The organism is Variovorax sp. JS1663, assembly GCF_002157355.1.
Lineage (GTDB): Bacteria > Pseudomonadota > Gammaproteobacteria > Burkholderiales > Burkholderiaceae_C > Variovorax.
Genome location: NZ_LYMK01000023.1, coordinates 33524 through 52285, shown reverse-complemented (window position 1 = coordinate 52285; position 18762 = coordinate 33524). Strand labels below are relative to the sequence as shown.

Annotated in this window: 16 protein-coding genes; 11 read left to right on the top strand and 5 right to left on the bottom strand. The window is 69.6% G+C overall.

All coding sequences use genetic code 11. The annotated features are described in order from the left end of the window. Positions 1-8 precede the first annotated feature (8 nt). Positions 9-689 carry a peroxiredoxin-like family protein gene (locus tag A8M77_RS19480; protein WP_086923160.1) on the bottom strand — a complete coding sequence of 227 codons (681 nt, stop codon included), beginning with the start codon at positions 687-689 and terminating at the stop codon, positions 9-11. Positions 690-830: 141 nt separating this feature from the next. Here A8M77_RS19480 and A8M77_RS19475 point away from each other — a divergent pair, with 141 nt between their 5' ends. The 4 genes from A8M77_RS19475 to A8M77_RS19460 all read left to right on the top strand — a co-directional run bounded on the left by A8M77_RS19475 (position 831) and on the right by A8M77_RS19460 (position 5668). Further along, a complete protein-coding gene (locus tag A8M77_RS19475; protein WP_086923159.1) occupies positions 831-3719 on the top strand; it encodes a GAF domain-containing protein in 2889 nt (962 codons plus the stop codon). A gap of 102 nt (positions 3720-3821) precedes the next feature. Continuing rightward, positions 3822-4241 carry a response regulator gene (locus A8M77_RS19470; RefSeq protein ID WP_086923158.1) on the top strand — a complete coding sequence of 140 codons (420 nt, stop codon included), beginning with the start codon at positions 3822-3824 and terminating at the stop codon, positions 4239-4241. Beyond that, positions 4238-5347, top strand: coding sequence for an adenylate/guanylate cyclase domain-containing protein (locus A8M77_RS19465; RefSeq protein WP_086923157.1), 1110 nt, complete (start codon positions 4238-4240; stop codon positions 5345-5347). Before A8M77_RS19470 ends, A8M77_RS19465 begins: the two co-directional genes overlap by 4 nt. A 102-nt stretch (positions 5348-5449) precedes the next feature. After that, positions 5450-5668, top strand: coding sequence for a hypothetical protein (locus A8M77_RS19460; protein ID WP_086923156.1), 219 nt, complete (start codon positions 5450-5452; stop codon positions 5666-5668). Between the two features lie 68 nt (positions 5669-5736). Here A8M77_RS19460 and A8M77_RS19455 read toward each other — a convergent pair whose 3' ends face one another. Continuing rightward, positions 5737-8091, bottom strand: a complete 2355-nt coding sequence (locus A8M77_RS19455) for a phosphocholine-specific phospholipase C (RefSeq protein ID WP_086923155.1) — start codon at positions 8089-8091, stop codon at positions 5737-5739. A gap of 211 nt (positions 8092-8302) precedes the next feature. On the opposite strand from A8M77_RS19455, the gene A8M77_RS19450 reads away from it, so the two are divergent. Then, entirely contained in the window at positions 8303-9700 is a 1398-nt protein-coding gene (locus A8M77_RS19450) for a LirA/MavJ family T4SS effector (RefSeq protein WP_143694661.1), read from the top strand. Between the two features lie 13 nt (positions 9701-9713). On the opposite strand, the gene A8M77_RS19445 is transcribed toward A8M77_RS19450, so the two are convergent. After that, positions 9714-10643: a helix-turn-helix domain-containing protein gene (locus A8M77_RS19445; protein WP_086923153.1), complete on the bottom strand. Its 930-nt coding sequence runs from the start codon at positions 10641-10643 to the stop codon at positions 9714-9716. A 106-nt stretch (positions 10644-10749) separates the two neighbouring features. On the opposite strand from A8M77_RS19445, the gene A8M77_RS19440 reads away from it, so the two are divergent. The 6 genes from A8M77_RS19440 (at position 10750) to A8M77_RS19415 (ending at position 16292) form a co-directional block, all read left to right on the top strand. Then, positions 10750-11613: an SDR family NAD(P)-dependent oxidoreductase gene (locus A8M77_RS19440; protein WP_238136887.1), complete on the top strand. Its 864-nt coding sequence runs from the start codon at positions 10750-10752 to the stop codon at positions 11611-11613. Between the two features lie 25 nt (positions 11614-11638). Continuing rightward, on the top strand, positions 11639-13393 hold the full coding sequence (locus tag A8M77_RS19435; RefSeq protein WP_086923152.1) for an FAD-dependent oxidoreductase: 1755 nt from the start codon (positions 11639-11641) through the stop codon (positions 13391-13393). Beyond that, entirely contained in the window at positions 13383-13724 is a 342-nt protein-coding gene (locus A8M77_RS19430; RefSeq protein WP_086923151.1) for an NIPSNAP family protein, read from the top strand. Before A8M77_RS19435 ends, A8M77_RS19430 begins: the two co-directional genes overlap by 11 nt. Before the next feature lie 50 nt (positions 13725-13774). Further along, positions 13775-14779 carry a Bug family tripartite tricarboxylate transporter substrate binding protein gene (locus A8M77_RS19425; RefSeq protein WP_086923150.1) on the top strand — a complete coding sequence of 335 codons (1005 nt, stop codon included), beginning with the start codon at positions 13775-13777 and terminating at the stop codon, positions 14777-14779. Positions 14780-14907: 128 nt separating this feature from the next. After that, a complete protein-coding gene (locus A8M77_RS19420; protein ID WP_192871641.1) occupies positions 14908-15627 on the top strand; it encodes a nitroreductase in 720 nt (239 codons plus the stop codon). A 23-nt stretch (positions 15628-15650) separates the two neighbouring features. Beyond that, positions 15651-16292 carry an HD domain-containing protein gene (locus A8M77_RS19415; RefSeq protein WP_143694664.1) on the top strand — a complete coding sequence of 214 codons (642 nt, stop codon included), beginning with the start codon at positions 15651-15653 and terminating at the stop codon, positions 16290-16292. A gap of 159 nt (positions 16293-16451) precedes the next feature. On the opposite strand, the gene A8M77_RS19410 is transcribed toward A8M77_RS19415, so the two are convergent. Further along, a complete protein-coding gene (locus A8M77_RS19410; RefSeq protein ID WP_086923148.1) occupies positions 16452-17657 on the bottom strand; it encodes a CaiB/BaiF CoA transferase family protein in 1206 nt (401 codons plus the stop codon). A 13-nt stretch (positions 17658-17670) separates the two neighbouring features. Continuing rightward, positions 17671-18627, bottom strand: a complete 957-nt coding sequence (locus tag A8M77_RS19405) for a Bug family tripartite tricarboxylate transporter substrate binding protein (RefSeq protein WP_086923147.1) — start codon at positions 18625-18627, stop codon at positions 17671-17673. Positions 18628-18762: the final 135 nt, after the last annotated feature.

Below are 18762 nucleotides of genomic sequence, written 5' to 3'. Positions count from 1 at the left end.
GCCGCGGATCAGCCCCGCAGGCCGTCGGCCGCCGTGATGATCTCCGCGGCGTCGGGAAAGTAGCAGAGCCTGTCCGGCCCCTCGCGCGCCTCGATGTGCGTCCACACGATGACGCCGGCCGCATCGACGAGGTAGTGGCCGACCAGCTGCGTGCCGTGCGCCGCGAAGATGGCTTCGTCGTCTTCGTCCAGCGCGAAGCCGTCCCGCGCGTTGAGCACCGGGTTGGCCGCCATCGGCTGCAGGGGCTGCGGCAGCACGCCGCCGGGATTGATGCGCGCGGCTTCGAAGCGCGCCACGGTCGTGCGGGCCGGCCACGCCGGCGGCTCGGCACTGCCCTCGGGCAGGAAGCCGACGCGCGGCACGCCGAAGGCGCGGTGCGTGCGGCAATCCGGGTCGGCCAGCAGGACGACCGGCAGCGGCCGGTAGCCGAAGTACAGCCGGGCGCGGGCCAACGGCGTGTTGATCACCGCCACGGTCTCGACGCCCTTGGCGCGCAGCGCGGGCTGCATCTCCGAGAGCTGCATCACCTGGCGCCGGCAGAAGGGGCAGTGCAGGCCGCGGAAGAAGCCGATCAGGAAAGGACGGCCGCGCAGATCGCCCAGGCCGAGCTGGCCCTCGCGGTTGACCGCGGGCAGCGCGAAGGCCGGCGCACGGTCGCCCGGCTGCAGCGGATTCTGCGGATCTCCCACGGATCACCTCCTTGGTGACGTTGTCCCGGCGAGCGAGGGACCACTACCGTAACACCGACAGCCAGGAGGCACAACGCGCGATTCCCGGACCCGCACCCCCTGTGCGTCGGCACGGCGGCGGCCCACAATGCCGTCCATCGCATGGCACGCCGCTGGCACCTCTTCCCCAAGTACGCATTGCTGATCATCGCGCTGGTCGGCGGCATGCTCGTCGCCAGCGGGGCGGTGGTCATCTACTTCTCGTATCGCGAGAACCAGGAGCACGTGATCGCGCTGCAGGCCGAGAAGGCACAGGCCGCGGCGACGCGGATCGAGCAGTACGTGCTCAACATCGAGCATCAGCTGGGCTGGACCGCGCTGCCGCGCCCGGAAGCGCCGGGCACCGATCTGCGTGACGCGCGCTACACCGAGTACCTGAAGCTGCTGCGCCAGGTCCCGCCGATCACCGACGTCGCCTGGATCGACGGCGAGGGGCGCGAGCAGTTGCGGGTCTCCCGCCTGACGATGAACGAGGTCGGCAGCGCCATCGACCGCGCGGCCGACCCGGGCTTTCGCAGCGCGATCGGGGGAAAGATGTGGTTCGGGCCGGTCTACTTCCGCCTCGGCACCGAGCCCTACATGGCGCTGGCGCGTCCGGCCGGCCCGGGCGGCGGCGTCACCATGGCCGAGGTCAACCTGAAGTTCGTGTGGGAGGTGGTCTCGCGCATCCAGGTCGGTGCCAAGGGCCTGGCCTACGTGGTCGACGCCAACGGCACGCTCATCGCCCACCCCGACATCAGCCTGGTGCTGAAGAAGACGGACATGGGCACGCTGCCGCAGGTGGCGGCGCGGCTGCGCCCCAATTCCGACGCGGCGCAGCAGGCCGCGCGCGACCTGTCCGGCGAGCGGATGCTGGCCACGCACACACGCATCCCCACGCTCGGCTGGACGGTGTTCGTCGAATCCCCGCGCGCGGAAGCCTTCGCCCCGCTGTACGCAACGCTCCAGCGGATGGCGCTGGTGCTGGTGCTGGCGCTGCTGGCCTCGATGGCGGCGACCTTCTTCCTGGCACGCGCGCTGGTGCGCCCGCTTCGCGCGCTGCAGGCGGGGGCGGCGCGCATCGGCGCCGGCGACCTGGACCGGCGCATCGAGGTCCGCACCGGCGACGAACTCGAGGGGCTGGCCGACCAGTTCAACCACATGGCGGCGCAGCTGCGCGAGTCCTACGCGCAGCTGGAGGGCAAGGTCGAGCAGCGCACCGCCGAGCTGAGCGAGGCGCTCGCTTTCCAGACCGCCATCAGCGGGGTGCTGCGCGTGATCAGCGAATCGCCGAACGACGTGCAGCCCGTCTTCGAGGCCATCCTCGACAACGCGATCCGGCTGCTCAACAGCAGCACCGCCTCGGTGTTGCGCTACGACGGCCGGCTGCTGCACCGGATCGCCCAGCGCAACTGGACGCCGCGCGCCATCGAGGACGCGGGGCGCTACTACCCCGGGCCGCCGGACCCGCGCATGCTCAGCGGCCGCGTGATCGCCGCGCGCACGGTGGTCACCATCGACGACGCGTCCGCCGATCCGGGCTACGACCCGCACACGGCCCTGGCGGGCGGCTGGCGGCGCATGCTGGGCGCGCCGCTGCTCAAGGACGGTGCGCCGATCGGCGTGATCGTGGTCGCCTGGACCGAGCCCGGGCCGACGCCGCAGCGCCAGATCGACCTGCTGGAGACCTTCGCCGGCCAGGCGGCGATCGCGCTCGAGAACCTGCGGCTCATGAACGAGACCAAGGAGGCGCTCGCGCAGCAGACCGCGACCGCCGAGGTACTGCGGGTCATCAGCAGCTCGGTGGCCGACGAGAAGCCGGCCTTCGACGCGATCCTCGACGGCTGCCAGCGCCTGTTCGCCGCCACCGGCATGGGCATCGCCCTGGTGGACGAGGGTGGCACGCTGCACAACGGCGGATTCCGGGGCGCCCGCGAGGCGTTGCTGCGAGCCATGGTCGGCGCCTTTCCGCGCCCGCTGGCGGGCAGCGCGACCGGGCTGGCGATCCGCGAGCGCCGCGTCGTCCACTACGCCGACGTGCTCGGCGCCGCTGATGCACCGGCGCCGGTGCGGCAGGTGGCCGAGGCCGCGGGCAACTTCTCGATCGCCATCGCGCCGATGCTGTGGGACCAGCGCGGCGTGGGCGCGGTGATGGTGCTGCGCGATCCGCCCCACCCGTTCGCCGACAAGGAACTCGCCCTGCTCAAGACCTTCGCGGACCAGGCCGTGATCGCGATCCAGAACGCGCGCCTGTTCGCCGAGATCCAGGAGCAGGGCCGCCAGCTGGCGCTGGCCAACCAGCACAAGTCGGAGTTCCTGGCCAACATGTCGCACGAGCTGCGCACGCCGCTTAACGCGATCATCGGCTTCAGCGAGGTGCTGGCCGAGCAGATGTTCGGCGAAGTCAACGAGAAGCAACTGGAGTACCTGAAGGACATCCACACTTCCGGGCATCACCTGCTGAGCCTGATCAACGACATCCTCGACCTGTCGAAGATCGAGGCCGGGCGGATGGAGCTGGACCTGTCGAGCTTCGACCTGCCGCTGTTGCTCGACAACACGACCACGCTGGTGCGCGAGCGCGCGCTGCGGCACGGGCTGACGCTGGCGCAGGACATCGATCTGCGGCTCGGAGAATGGGTGGCCGATGCGCGCAAGCTCAAGCAGGTGGTGATCAACCTGCTGTCGAATGCGGTCAAGTTCACGCCTGCCGGCGGGCGCGTCACCCTGCGCGCGCATGCCCTGGGCAAGGAGGCCGTCGAGATCGCAGTGATCGACACCGGCGTAGGCATCCCGCTCGATCAGCAGGCGCTGGTGTTCGAGGAGTTCCGCCAGGCCGCCGGCAACTACCTGCGCAAGGCCGAGGGCACCGGCCTGGGGCTGCCGCTGGCCCGGCGCTTCGTCGAGCTGCACGGCGGCACGCTGCGGGTCGAAAGCGCACCAGGAGAGGGGTCGATGTTCGTTTTCACTCTGCCGCGGCGCACGCCGGCAGCGACCGCCGCGCAGGATTGATCCGCGGCGGCAACAGGAGGAACATGGCGCACGGCATCACGATCCCGCACGGCGTCCTGGTCAGCGCCGGCAGGATGACCGAATGAGAAGGAGTTCCAGGCCATGGCCACCATCCTGATCGTCGAGGACAACGAGAAGAACATGAAGCTGGTGCGCGACATCCTGCAGCACGACGGCCACGTCACGCTCGAGGCGACCACCGGAGGCGAAGGCCTGCGCCTGGTGGCCGCGGCGCGGCCCGACCTGGTGCTGCTGGACATCCAGCTGCCCGACATGGACGGCATCGCCGTGCTGCGCGGGATCCGCGCCAACCCGGCGCTGGACGCGACCCCCGTGCTGGCCGTGTCCGCCTCGGTGATGCCCGACGAGCGGCTGAAGGTCGTGGACTCGGGCTTCGACGCGCTCATCACCAAGCCAATCCAGCTCCGGCAATTCCGCGAGACCGTCCGGCGCTTCCTTCACAAAGGACGCGACCGCACCGATGGCACCGACAGCCAGGACCCACCGCCGCACACGCCATGACCGCCGCTGCCACCATCCTCATCGTCGACGACACGCCGCTGAACATCAAGCTCCTCGCCGACCTGCTGGGCACGCGGGGCTACCGCATCGTGACCGCGCCGTCCGGCGAAGAAGCGCTGCGCAAGCTCACCGCGGAAGCGCCCGACCTGGTGCTGCTCGACGTGATGATGCCCGGCATGAGCGGCTACGAGGTCTGCGCCGCGATCCGCGCCGACCCCGCGCACGCGATGCTGCCGGTCGTGCTGGTCACCGCGCTCGATCCGGTCAAGGAACGTGCCAAGGGCCTCGAGGCCGGCGCCGACGACTTCCTGAGCAAGCCGGTGGCGCACGCCGAGCTGCTGGCGCGGGTGAAGTCGCTGCTGCGGATCAAGCAGCTCTACGACGAGGTCCAGCGGCAGCGCAGCGAGCTGGCCGAGTGGAACTGGACGCTCGCGCAGCGCGTGGACGAAGGCGTGCGCGAGCTCGAGCGCATGAACCGGCTGCGGCGCTTCTTCTCGCCGCAACTGGCCGAGGCCATCGTCAACGGCGGGGCCGTCGATCCGCTGAAGAGCCACCGCTGCGAGATCACCGTCGTGTTCCTCGACCTGCGCGGCTTCACCGCCTTCACCGAGACCGCCGACCCGGAGGAGGTGATGGCCGTGCTGGCCGACTACCACGCGGCGATGGGCCGGCGCATCCTCGAGTTCGAGGGCACGCTCGAGCGCTTCAGCGGCGACGGCATCATGGTGTTCTTCAACGACCCCACGCCCGTGCCCGACCCGGCGCCGCGCGCCACGCGCATGGCGCTGGCGATGCAGCGCGACGTGGCCCAGCTGGCGGAGCACTGGCGACGGCGCGGCCATGCGCTGCAGCTGGGCATCGGCATCGCGCAGGGCTTCGCCACGCTCGGCGGCATCGGGTTCCCGGGCCGCATCGACTACGCCGCGATCGGCACCGTCACCAACCTCGCGGCCCGGCTGTGCGGGGAGGCGGCCGGCGGCGAGATCCTGGTGTCGCAGCGCGTCTGGGGCCTGATCGATTGCATCGCCGAGGCCGAGCCGGCCGGCGACCTGGTGCTCAAGGGCTTCGCGCGGCCGGTGACGGCATTCCGCCTGCGCGGCAGTTGAAGCCGTACCTCAACAATGTGGGCCAATGCCCAAGGAAGTCACGCATCGCGCACCCGGCTGGCCGGGAAAACCCCCGCCGCCGAATACAGTCGCCGGGTGTCCATGCTCGTGCTCCGCGAAATCGCCTCCCGTCCGCTGCCCGCCATGATCGCCGGCGGCGGCCATGTCGACGGCGTCCGCGTCCTGGTGGCCGCGGGGCTGGTGAAGGCCACCATTCCCCCGCCCCAGCGGACGATGGACGGCTACGAGCAGCTGCCCGCGATGGTGACCGAGATCACCAGCCTCGGGCGGATGATGCTGCGGCGCTTCCCGGCGGCCTGAGCGGCCAGCGCCCCTCGGGTGGACGACCGCCACCTGCCGGTGGCCGGGGCGCCGGCCACCCGTGCCCTTCAGAAGCGGTCTGCGAGCCCCATCGCCGGATCGCTCACCAGGTGCCGCCCGGTTTCCACGCGGCCTGCGAAGCGCCGATAGAAGGCGGGGTCGGCATCGCAGGTGACGGCGAAGTCGTACCAGTTGCCGCTGTCGTCGAGATTCCATTGCATGCGGCTGTCGCCGCCGCCCTTGACGCGCACGCTCCACGGGTCGCGGGACCTGTCGTCGCGGCCATCACGGCCATCGCGCCGATCGCGATCGTCATGGTCGTCGTGGCCATGACCGCCGCCATCCCCACGCCCATCGGGCCGCGGGTAGACCTTGTTGTGCTGCACGGTGAAGCGGCAATCGCGCCGGCCGTCGTTGCGCAGCAGCAGGTGGATGTCGCCGCTGCGCCGGTCGTAGCCCACGCGGATCTCGGGCAGTGCCGCGCCGCCGGCACGCAGCCGGTTCAGGTCGCCCTTGAAGTGGCGGTGGAAGCCGTTCGGGCCGAGCACCCACAGGTCGTAGAGGCCGGCGTCGTCGGTCATCGCGGCCCAGTCGCCGCTCAATTGCCTGCCGGGCTCGACCATGTAGCGGCGCGGCAGGCGGTCCGCCAGGTGCAGCTTGTCGTAGACGTGGAACACCGCGGCGGCGTGGCCGCTGTTGGCGAACAGCAGCTGGATGCGGCCATTGAGCGCATCGCTGCGCGCGCTGGCATGCAGCTCGTAGGGCAGGGCGCGCGACGGGCGCACGCCGGTGGCCTGCTTCGGGAGCAGGAGGTCGGTCGGCGGCACGATCTTCGGCAGCGCCTGCTGGGCCGCCGTGAGCGCATCGGCCTCGTCCTTGGTCTTGCGGCCGGCCAACGTGGGCAGCCGCTCGTCGTTCGGCCGCTCGAAGTTGAAGGCGCTGGTGAGGTCGCTGCAGACCGCGCGGCGGTAGGCGCCGATCTGCGGCTCGGCCACGCCGAAGACCTTCTCCAGGAACAACAGCGTCGAGGTGTGGTCGCAGACCTGCGAGTTGACCCAGCCGCCGCGGCTCCAGGGCGAAACCACCCACAGCGGCACGCGCGGGCCGGGGCCGTAGGGCCGGCCGTCCTTCGCCGGCTGGCTCGTGGTCGCGGGCGTGAAGTCGTGGTACTCGACGGCCACGTCGGCCTCCGCCATCGTGGTGCCGCCGGCCAGCGTGCCGTCCGGGTTGCGCGAGGGCGCCGACGGCGAGGGCAGGTGGTCGAAGAAGCCGTCGTTCTCGTCGAAGTTGATCAGCAGCACGGTCTTGCTCCAGACCTCGGGGTTGGCGGTGAGCGCGTCCAGCACCTGCTGCACGTACCAGCCGCCCTTGGCCGGGCTCGACGGCCCGGGGTGCTCGCTGTAGGCCGAGGGCGCGATGATCCACGACACCGCGGGCAGCCTGCCGTTCTGGATGTCCTCGCGGAAGGTCTCCAGGAAGCCGTAGGGCATGGTGTTGTGGAAGCCTTTGGCCAGCGGGCTGAGCGCGTCGTCGACCACCGGGTCGTAGAAGGGCCCGGCCGCGGTCACCGGCTGCGTGATGTCGGTGGCCGGCACGAAGACCGGACGGCGCGCCGGCGGCATCTGCTCGACGGCGGTGCGCCAGTGGCGGAAGCCCATCATCTCGTTGCAGCCGAAGTTGTCGATCAGGCTCTGGTAGACCTTCCACTTCACGCCAGCCTTCTCCAGGCGATCGGCATAGGTGGTCCACGTCCAGCCCTGGGTGGAGGGGCCGATGTCGTTGCCGCCGTTGAACTGGTTGTTCAGCGCCGCGACCTGCACGCGGCTGCCGTCGACCGGGCTGATGCCGTTCGGGCCGTTGGTGCCGCTCCAGTAGAAGAGGCGGTTGGCGATGGTGCCGGTGTGCATGCCGCAGTGGTAGTGGTCGCACAGCGTGAAGGCGTCGGCCAGCGCGCGCTGGAAGGGCACCTCCTTCTGCTCGTAGTAGCCCATCGCGAGCTGGTTCTTCGCGTCGGGCCACTTGTACATGCGGCCGTGGTCCCAGGCCGCCTGCGAGTCGGACCAGGCGTGCGGCGTGCTGCCGGCGCGCTGCGCATTGCCCTTGCTCTCGTCGAGATGGTAGGGAACGAAAGTGCTCGGCGGCGTGGTCTTGGTGTAGGTCTGGTGGAAGACGGTCTTGCCGTTCGGCACGGGAATCGCGAAGCGGTCGCCGAAGCCGCGCACGCCCTTGAAGGTGCCGAAGTAGCTGTCGAAGGAGCGGTTCTCCTGCATCAGCAGCACGACGTGCTTGACGTCCTTGACGGTGCCGGTGTCGTGGTGCGCGGGGATGGCCAGCGCGCGGCGGATGCTGGGTGGGAAGGCGGCCAGGGTGGCGGCGGCGATGCCGGTGCTCCGGAGAAATTTGCGGCGTGAGTTGGTGTCCATGGTTTTTCGCGTCGAAGGGAGCCGCAAAGGCTAGGCAGCCGCAATGTCAGCGCCATGACGAGGAATGTCGGACGCCACGCCGCGCCGCCATCACCTACCACTTTCGTCGGATCGCGGCGCCGACGCGAACTGCCTAGCATCGTCGTTGCCCGCGGCTACCCCGGGGGCTGACCGGCGCCATCGCACCGGACCCCACGCGAAGGAGGCCTCCATGCCATTCCCCGTGACCCAGCGGATGTCCGTCGCCGATTTCCAGAGGGGCATCATCGATCACTACTGGCCGAACCTGGACAGGGCCATCGACGGCAACAACGCGCTGAGGAGCATCCCCTACCGCAGCCTGCTCGCCTTCGACTATGCCGAGATCGGCGCCTTCCTCACCGACCCGCGGCGCGTCGAGCGCTTCCTGATCCCGCTGGAGCGGGAGATCCGCGCCAAGATCCGCTCCGGCACGCTCATGCCCCGCACGGGCGCCGAGGCCAAGCCCTACACCACGCCCAGCAAGTTCGCGACGCCCACCGTGTCGTCCGCCAACGCCTACCTGAAGGCGCACAAGGTGCTGTCGAACGCGCTTCGCAAGTTCGAATCGGAATCGGGCTTCAACCACGAGAAGATCCAGCAGGGCACCTTCTTCGCCGATGCCAAGGAGGGAACGCTGTTCTCCACCGCTGCCACCAGCGACAAGGCCGGCAAGCTGCAGCGCGTCACGCCCAAGATCCAGGAGGCCCCCAACAAGTTTCGGGAGCCGAAGCCGCCCGAGATGAAGTCGGTTCCATTGCCCAAGGGCGTGCCCACGGTGGTGGGCGACCTGGATGCCCTGGCCTTCAATCCGCTGCTGCGCCACGGCTACCAGTTCAAGGACGTGGGCGCGGGGGCCTACCACGGCGAATACACCCACCGCCTCCAGTGGTACGCCATCATCGCGGCCGCCGCAGCCAGGGACATCTTTCTCTTCAACAAGCCGCTCGAGATCTACAGGAGCATGGGCTACCAGTCCGCGAAGGCACCGGACGACCAGAACGGCGGTGTCATCCCGAGCGGCAGCGCGCAGCAGCTGTGGCTCTGGCAGGCGCTGTTCGACACGGCGGAGAACGCGGAGCGCGCCATCTCGCTCAAGACCGTGGCGTGCCAGGGCGGCCTCTCCGTCTACACCTGTCCGGAGAGCTTGAACAAGGCGCTGATCAGCTCGGAGTTCCTAGAGCGCAATGCCTACGATCCGTCCAGCTGCGACAACCTCTGGTGCCTGCGCATCCTGCTGGCCACGCGCTGGAAGAAGCGCTTCGACCAGAGCGAAAACACCGCCGGCTCCGGCATCGGCGGCGTGCAGAAGGTCAGCGGCCGGCTCGCCGACGGGAGGACCAGCGCGGTGATCTCCTCGTCGTCGATGCAGAAGGAGATGAAGACCTACAAGGAAGTCGAGGTCAAGAAGACCCTCTTCGGCCCGACATACAAGGACCCGATCACCGGCATGCTCACGAAGGACAAGACGGTGACGACGGAGATCAAGCGCACCGAGATCGGCTCCGAGATGAAGGCCAAGGAGACCCCCACGCTGCAGGATGCGGGCTACGCGCTCGTCTGGTACCTGCGCAACGACACGGTGAGCTAGGCGCCCTGGCGGTTCAGCGCGCCGCGAGCTGCCTGCGCGCCATCTCGCGGAACTCGGTCGGCCGGTGGCCCGTGTGCTTCTTGAAGAAGCGGCCGAAGTAGGCCTCGTCCTCGAAGCCCAGCTCGGCCGCGACCTGCTTGATGCTCAGCGACGAATACACCAGCTCGCGCTGCGCCTCGTGCACCACGCGCGCGTTGACCGCGTCCTGCGTCGACATGCCCAGCACGTCGCGGCACAGCCGCGTGAGCTGGCCCAGCGTGATCCCGAGTTCGTCCGCATAGCGCTGCGTCGGCTCGCGCAGCCGGAAACGCGCGTCGAGCAGCGCGCGGAAGTGCTCGATCTGCGCCGCCCTGCGCGAGCGTGCGCTCTCGGCGGCCGATAGCGCGACCTCGCCGATGCGCGCGACCTGCACGAAGAGCGCGACCAGCAGCGACATGCCCGCCGCCACGCGGCCCGCGGTGTGCACCTGCGATTCGCGGTCGATCGCCTCGAACAGCGGCATCAGCGCCTGCGCATGCCGGCTCGCGGGATCGACGCGCAGCACCACCGGGCGATGGATGTGCGCCAGCAGCTCCGGCGCCGCGGTGGCGGCCAGCGATTCGAGCGGCTTCTGCGCCGCGGTGATGACGGGGCCGTCGACATCGCTGTGGAAGCTGAAGCCATGCACCGAGCGCGCGGGCACGACGATGAGGCAGGGCGGCGCCAGGGACCAGCGCACCTCGTCGATGAAGGCCTCGCCGCCGCCCTGGGTGACGTAGAGCACCTGGATCAGCGCGTCGTGGAAGTGCAGGTCGATCTCCCAGTCGAACAGGCTCGATCGCTCCGGGATGCGCTCGATGTGCACCAGATCCGCCCAGGCCGGCTGCTCGCCGCTCTCGCCATAGAGCGCGACGTTGTGCACCGATCTGCGTGCGGGCTTGGCGGTGGATGCGCGGAAGGCCATGCACGAATTGTCCGGTCCTTCGCCGGCTTTGTCGATTGAAGGAAAAGGCCCTCTCGCCGATGCTTCCCACTACTGGAACGCAATCGAAAGCAGGAGACAAGGCAGCATGAACAGCGCACCGAGCATGGCCCGCGCAAGCGAATCGTCCGGGCCGCCCGACAGGGGATGGTTGGGCCTGGAAGGCCGCGTCTGCGTCGTCAGCGGCGCGGGCAGCGGCATCGGCGCGGCAGTGGCCGAAGGCCTGGTGGACGCCGGCGCGCAGGTCGCGCTGCTCGACCGCGACATCGAAGCGGCACGCCGCGTGGCGCAGCGGCTCGGGGATGCGGGCCGTGCGTTCGCGATCGAATGCGACATCGCCGACGAAGCCGCGGTGCAGGCCGCCGCCGCGACGGTTCGCGCGGAACTCGGGCCCGTGTCGGTGCTGGTCAACAACGCGGGGATGCTCAAGCCCGGCAGCCTGGAATCGGTGCCGCTGGCCGACTGGAACGCGGCGCTCGCGGTCAACCTCACCGGCTACCTGCTGTGCTCGCGCGAATTCGGCCGCGACATGCTCGCGCAGGGCCGCGGCAGCATCGTCCACGTGGCCTCGGTCTCGGCGCTGCATCCGCAGACGAAGAGCGGCGCCTACAGCCCGAGCAAGGCAGCGGTGCTGCTGCTGTCGCGGCAGCTCGCGGCCGAATGGGGGCCGCGCGGCGTGCGCAGCAATGCGATCTGCCCCGGGATGATCCGCACCGCGCTCTCGGCCGCCTTCTACGAGGAACCGGGCTTCGAGGCCCGGCGCGCCGCGGTCACCGCAAGCGGCCGCGTGGGCGAGCCGGTCGACATCGCGAACCCGGCGTTGTTCCTGGCCAGCGAGCGCTCGGCCTACCTCAACGGCGCCGAGCTGCTGGTCGACGGCGGCCTGGGCTGCATGTTGATGGACATGGTGCCGCGGCCCGGCTTCAACGACGGCGTGAAGGCGGCCGCCTGATCCACGCACACCCAGGAGACACACCATGACGCAGAACACATCCGCGCCCCGCGACATCACCTGCGACCTGCTGGTCGTCGGCTCCGGCTCCGGCGGCCTCTCGACCGCCATCGTCGCGAAGAAGCACGGCCTCGACGTGGTCGTGGTCGAGAAGGAGCCCTTCTTCGGCGGCACCACCGCCTACTCCGGCGGCGTGCTGTGGATTCCCGGCAATGCGCACGGCCGCGCGAACAACGCGCAGGACTCGCGCGAGGCCGCGATGACCTACATGCGCGGCCAGACCGGCCCCTTTTTCGACGAGGCCGCGGTTGGCGCCTTCCTCGCCCATGCACCGGAGATGGTGGAATGGTTCGAGCGCGAGACCGAGGTGCAGTTCGTGCCGACGATGTACCCCGACTACCACCCCGACGCCGCGGGCGGCGTGGACATCGGCCGCTCCATCCTCGCCGCGCCCTACAACGCGCGCGGCCTCGGCGCCGAGATCCGCCGGCTGCGCCCGCCGCTTTCGACCATCACCTTCGTCGGCATGATGTTCAACTCCTCGAACGCCGACCTGAAGCACTTCTTCAACGCGACGAAGTCGATCGCATCGGCCGCCTACGTGGCGCGGCGCCTCGCCAGCCACTTCAAGGACCTGCTGCTGTACCGCCGCGGCGTGCAGGTCACCAGCGGCAACGCGCTCGCGGCGCGGCTGGCGAAGAGCTGCTTCGACCTGGGCATCCCGATCCACACCGAGGCCGCGGCGCGCGAACTGCTGCTGCGCGGCGGCAAGGTCGCGGGCGCACTCGTGCGCGGCAAGACGCACGACATGCGCATCGCCGCACGGCGCGGCGTGGTGCTGGCCTGCGGCGGCTACCCGCACGACGTGGAACGCATCGCCAAGACCTACCCGCACCTGCGGCGCGGCGGCGAGCACCTCTCGCCCGTGCCCACCGGCAACACCGGCGATGGCCTGAAGCTCGCCGAGCGCATCGGCGGCAAGGTGGACATCCGCTTTCCGGGCGAGGGCGCGGCGGCCTGGATGCCGGTCTCGCGCGTGCCGCTCCGCAACGGCCGCTTCGGCGTGTTTCCGCACCTGCTGGACCGCTACAAGCCCGGCATCATCGGCGTGCTGAAGAACGGCCGGCGCTTCACCAACGAGTCGAACTCGTACCACGACGTGGGCGCCGCGATGATCGAAGCCTGCCGCGGCCAGCGCGAGACCGCGATGTGGCTGGTGTGCGACCAGGCCACCATCGGCAAGTACGGCCTGGGCTATGCCAAGCCCGCGCCGATGCCGCTGGGCGGGTTGATCCGCAAAGGCTATCTCTTCAAGGGCCGCACCCTGGCCGAGCTGGCCCGTGCGGCCGGCATCGATGCCGATGCGCTCGAGGCCACCGTGCGCGCGTACAACGTGGGCGCCGCGCAGGGCGTGGATGCGCAGTTCGGCCGCGGCACGACATCGTTCAACCGCTACCTCGCCGACCCCGACAACCGGCCCAACCCCTGCGTCGCGCCCATCGGCCAGGGCCCGTACTACGCGGTCAAGGTGGTGATGGGCGACCTGGGCACCTTCGACGGCCTGCGCACCGACGCGGTCGGGCAGGTGCTGCGCGACGACGGCAGCGTCGTGGCCGGCCTCTACGCCGTGGGCAACGACCGCGCCAGCATCATGGGCGGCAACTACCCCGGCGCCGGCATCACGCTGGGGCCCAACATGACCTTCGGCTACATCACCGGGCGCTTCATCGCCGGTGCCGTCGAGAAGCCGGCCACGCAGGAGGTGCGCCATGCCGCCTAGGCCCCTCGTCGACCACCGCATCTACACGATCCGGCTGCGCAGGATGAACGAGTTCATCGAGGTCTTCGACCGCATGGCGATGCCGATCCTGCTGCAGACGCTGGGGCATCCGCTCGGCTTCCACACCAGCCAGGTCGGGCCGCTCAACCAGTTCGTGCACCTGTGGGCCTACCAGAGCCTGGCCGACTACGAAGAGCGCTGCCGCGCGCGCGACGCGCACCCGGACTTCGCGCGGTACCTCGCCGCATCGGAGCACCTGATCGTGGCGCAAGAGACGCGCCTGCTGCGCGCCGTCGGGCTGCGGAGCGTGCCGAAGCACATGCAGGCCTGAGCGGCGCTCCCCCTCATTCGATTCACGATCACGACAACCGGAGACAGACCATGAAGACTTCGACCACCCGCGCCCTCACGCGCCGCAACATCGCCAAGGCCGCCGCGGCCGCCTGCCTGCTCGGCGCGATCGGCCCCGCCGCCATCGCCCAGCAGCCATCCAACTGGCCGACCAAGCCGATCCGCCTCGTCGTCGGCTTCCCGGCCGGCGGCACCACCGACGTGATGGCCCGCGTGGTCTCGGCGCCGCTGCAGAAGGCCCTGGGGCAGGCGGTGATCGTCGACAACAAGCCCGGCGCGAGCGGCAACCTCGGGGTGAGCGAAGTCATCAAGGCCCCCGCCGACGGCTACACGCTGATGGTCGCGCCGATCTCGGTGCAGACCGCGAACCCGCATCTCTTCAAGCCCGCGCTCAACCCCGAGAAGGACCTGCAGCCGGTGGTCAGCCTGGGCCACGCGCAGCTCTACCTGGTCGCGAAGAAGGACCTGCCCGCCAGGACCGCCAAGGACCTGGTGCAGATGGCCAAGGCCAGCCCCGGCAAGCTCAGCTACGGCTCGGGCGGCCCCGGCACGCAGATGCACCTGGTGGGCGAGCTCTTCAAGCAGCAGGCCGGCATCGACGCGGTGCACGTGCCCTACCGCGGCGCCGCGCCCGCGCTGCAGGACGTCCTGGCCGGGCAGATCGACTACTACTTCGACCCGGCCACCGGCTTCCAGCACATCCGCGAAGGCCGCGCCAAGCTGCTGGCGGTGACCGGCGCGAAGCGCTCGCCCTTCTTCCCGGACGCGCCGACGCTGACGGAGCTGGGCATCCCCGGCGTGGAGCTGGGCAACTGGTTCGGCGTGTTCGCGCCGGCCGGCACGCCGAAGGAGATCGTCACGCGCATCGGCGGCGAGATCGCGAAGGCGATGGCGATGCCGGACGTGAAGCAGCGCTTCGCGGACCTGGGCGCCGATGCGGTGGTGCAGGACGCGGCGGCGTTCCGCAAGACGATCGCGCAGGAGAGCGCGCTGCTCTCGGGCCTGATCCGCGATCGGCGCATCGTGGTGGACTGAGGCAGTGCGGCGCATGCCGCACGTCGGGAGTTGAATGATCTGCATGACGCCCTTGCAGAGACATCCATTCCATCCGGATCGGCCTTCGTCCATCATCGCGTCCGACACTTCCGCAGAAGACCCGGACCATGATTGCCGAAACCCAGACACCCACCGAATGGTCCCAGGAGGCCATCGCGCACTGCGTGTCCTCGGTCGTTCGTTCGCGCCGGGCCGTTCGCGCGTTCAAGCCACAGCCCCTGCGTCGCGAGATCGTGGAAGAGATCCTGAAGGACGCAGCGGCCGCGCCGAGCGGCGCCAACATCCAGCCCTGGCGGGTGTACGTGGTCAGCGGCGGGGTGAAGGATGAACTGACCGAGGCCCTGGTCGCCGCGTCCCGCGCCGGGACCGCGCCGGCGCCGACCCACTTCCCCGAACCCTTGCCGGACGTGTTCCGTGCGCGGCTGCTCGACTTCGGGGGCAGGTACTACGGCTCCCTGGGGATCGATCGCGGCGACACCGAGGCGCGCACGCGGCAGACCGAACGCAACTATTCGTTCTTCGGCGCCCCGGTGGGGCTCATCTTCAGCATCGACCGCCGGTTGAGGCCGCACAGCTGGATCGACCTCGGCCTGTTCGCGCAGAACGTGATGATCGCCGCCAAGGCGCGTGGCATCGACACCTGCCCGCAGGTCGCCTTCGCGCCGTTCCATGCGCAGATCGCAGCCCATCTGCAGATGCCGCCGGAGGAGATCACCGCCTTCGGCATGTCGATGGGCTACGGCGACTTCGAGGCCCCGGTGAACCAGGCCAGCATGCCCAGGGAGCGCATGCACGACTTTGCGCGGCTCCTGGGCTTTCCGGCCTGAGCCGGCCGTTGGAGAAAACCATGATGCTCAAGGACATATCAGGGGTGCGTATCCCCGACAGCCGACTCGCGCGCGTGCTGACCCAGCTCATTCGCGACACCGAGAGCGATCTGCTCTTCCACCACTCGGCGCGGGTCTATTGCTGGGGCGCCCTGACCGGGCACCGGACGGGCCTGGCATTCGACCCCGAGCTGCTCTATGTGGCTTCGATGTTCCACGACGTCGGTCTCACCGCGCGCTACGAACACAGCCAGCTGCGCTTCGAGGTGGACGGTGCGAATGCCGCGCGCGATTTTCTTCGGGGGCACGGCATCTCCGAGAAAGACATCGAGACGGTCTGGAACGCCGTCGCGCTCCACACGACACCCGGCATCCCGCAGTTCATGCGGCCGGAGATCGCACTGGTGCAGGCGGGGGCCGGCATGGATGTGGCCGGCCGCGGCTACGACCAGTTCACCGACGCGCAGCGCGAGGCCGTCGTCGCCGCCTTTCCCCGCGAAGCCGACTTCAAGCACGGCATCATCGACGCCTTCTACCAGGGCATGAAGCACCGCCCCGACAGCACCTTCGGGACCTTCAACGACGACGTCCTGGCGCACAAGGACCCCCATTTCCGCCGGGTCGACATGTGCAGCGTCATCCATGCGTCGAAGTGGCATGGCTAGAGCGCCGCGGCCCGCTACGTGCGGTCGGAAACCGAGCGCTGGGTCCCGCTGCTGCAGCGCCTGGACCTGCCCAAGCAGGCCCAGTGACGCCCCTCGCCGTGGGCGCAACCTGCTGCCCGGCAAGGCCGGTTCCGCGGGTGCCCCGAACGGCCGGTTCGTCTAGCGGATGACGCTCTTCCTGCCGAGCGCCTCGAGTTGCGCGCGCGGCAGGTCCAGCAGCTCGCACAGCACTTCCGTGGTGTGTTCGCCCAGATGCGGCGGATGGCGGCGCACATCGGCCCGTTCGCCGTCAATGACGTAGGGCGGCGCATGGACGCCCTGTGGCCCCGCCTCCGCATCCTCGAAGGCATGCCACACCTGCGCCTGCCGTGTCCGCTCGGACTGCAGGGCGTCGTACAGGCCCAGCACCTCGCCGCACGGGATGCCCGCGCCGTTCATGCGCGCGAGAAGATCCGCCCTCGCATGCCGCCGGATCTCGGCCAGCAGGATGGGCAGGAGCTCGGCGCGGTTCTTCGCGCGTTCGGTGTTCTTCTCGAAGCGCGGGTCGCGGGGCAACCCGGGGCAGAAGATGACTTCCTCGCAGAACTTCCTGAACTGGCCGTTGTTGCCCACCGCGATCACGACCGGTCCGTCCGCGGCGTCGAACACGCCGTAAGGCACGATCGACGGATGCGAGTTGCCGAACTTGGCGGGGTCGCGCTTGTTCAGCCAGGCGGTGAGGCCGTAGTAGGAGGTGATCATCATGCCGCTGTCGTACAGCGACATCTGGATGTGGCGCCCCTCGCCGGTGCGGGTGCGCTGGTACAGCACCGCGAGGATGGCCTGCGCGGCATACATGCCGGTGAACATGTCGACGGCCGCCACGCCGAACTTCAACGGGCCCTGGCCTTCCTCGCCGTTCATGGCCATCAGCCCGGTCTCGCCCTGGATGACGAGGTCATAGCCGGGACGCGACTTCTCCGGCCCGAGCACGGAGTAGCCCGAGATCGAGCAGTAGACGATGCCGGGATGGACCTTCCGCAGATCCTCGTAGCCCAGGCCCATCTTCTGAGCGCCGCCGTACTTGAAGTTCTGGATCACGACGTCGCAGCGCGCGGCCAGCTCGCGCACGAGGTCGCGGCCTTCCGGGTCCTGCAGATCGACGCAGATCGAGCGCTTGTTGCGGTTGCAGCTGTTGAAGTAGGAGGTGTTGGTCTTGCCGATGCGCTGGCCCCAGTCGCGCGTGTCGTCGCCCCGCTCGGGGTGCTCCACCTTGATGACGTCGGCGCCGAGGTCGGCCAGCGCCATGGCGCACAGCGGCCCGGCCATGACGCGGGAAAGGTCCAGGACGCGAATGCCGGCGAGCGGCTGGGACAGGGAGGTCATCGGCGTCCTGCGTTCAATGCGCCTGCTTCGGCAGGTTCAGGCTCTGGAGCACCGGGAGCCAGCGCTCTGATTCGGTCTTGATGAAGCGGTCCAGGTCCTCCGGCTGGCCGCCGCGCGGCTCCATGCCGATCGCGCGGGCGCGGGCCACGAAGTCGGGATCGGCGATCACCTGGTTCACTGCCTTGTTGAGCTTCTCGATTGCGGGCCGCGGCGTGCCGGCGGGCACCGAGAGCGAATACCACAGCGTGGCTTCCATGTCGAAGCCCTGCTCCTTGAAGGTCGGCGCCTCGGGCACCTGCGGCAGGCGCTTGCCGTCCATGACGCCCAGCACGCGCAGCTTGCCGGCCTTGATGTAGGGCAGCGCGCCGGTGATCGAGGTGCCATGGATGTCGATCTGGCTGCCCAGCAGGGCCTGCAGCGCGGGCGCATCGCCGTTGAACGGAATGTGGGTGGTGCTGAAGCCCTGCGACTTCTCGAAGCTCATCGGGGCCAGGTTGGTGAGGATCGCCGCGCCGGGCGAACCGCGGTTGATCTTGCCGGGGTTCGCCTTGGCCCAGGCGACCATCTCCTGGATGTTCTTGTAGGGCAGGTCGGTGCGACCGACCACGATGGCGGGCTGGTAGGCGATCTGCGTGACGGAGGCGAAGCCCTTCACCGGGTCGTAGGGCAGCTTCTCGTAGAGCACGCTGTTGTTCGCCAGCGTGCCGAGCGAGGAGACCAGCACCGTCTGCCCGTCGGGCTTGGCGCGCGCCACGTAGTCGGCCGCGAGGATGCCGCTGGCGCCGGGCTTGTTCTCGATGATGACGTTCATCCCGTGCTTGTTCAGCTCCTGGGCCAGGATGCGGCAGTACTGGTCGGTGCCGCCGCCGGCGGCGAAGGGCACGACGATGCGGGTGACCTGCTGTGCGACGGCCGAGCCGAGGGCGAACGCGCCCAGCACCAGGCCGCCGATGATGTTGCGGTAGCTCACGTTGTCTCCTTGTTCCGGTCCGGAAGCGGACGCGCGAAATCAGTCTAGAGGGGGCCCGCCGCGCCGGGACTGCAGGGATTGAAAAGCTGCTTTGCAGGCCGCGGCGCGGCGGCACCCGCGCGCCCGCCGACACTG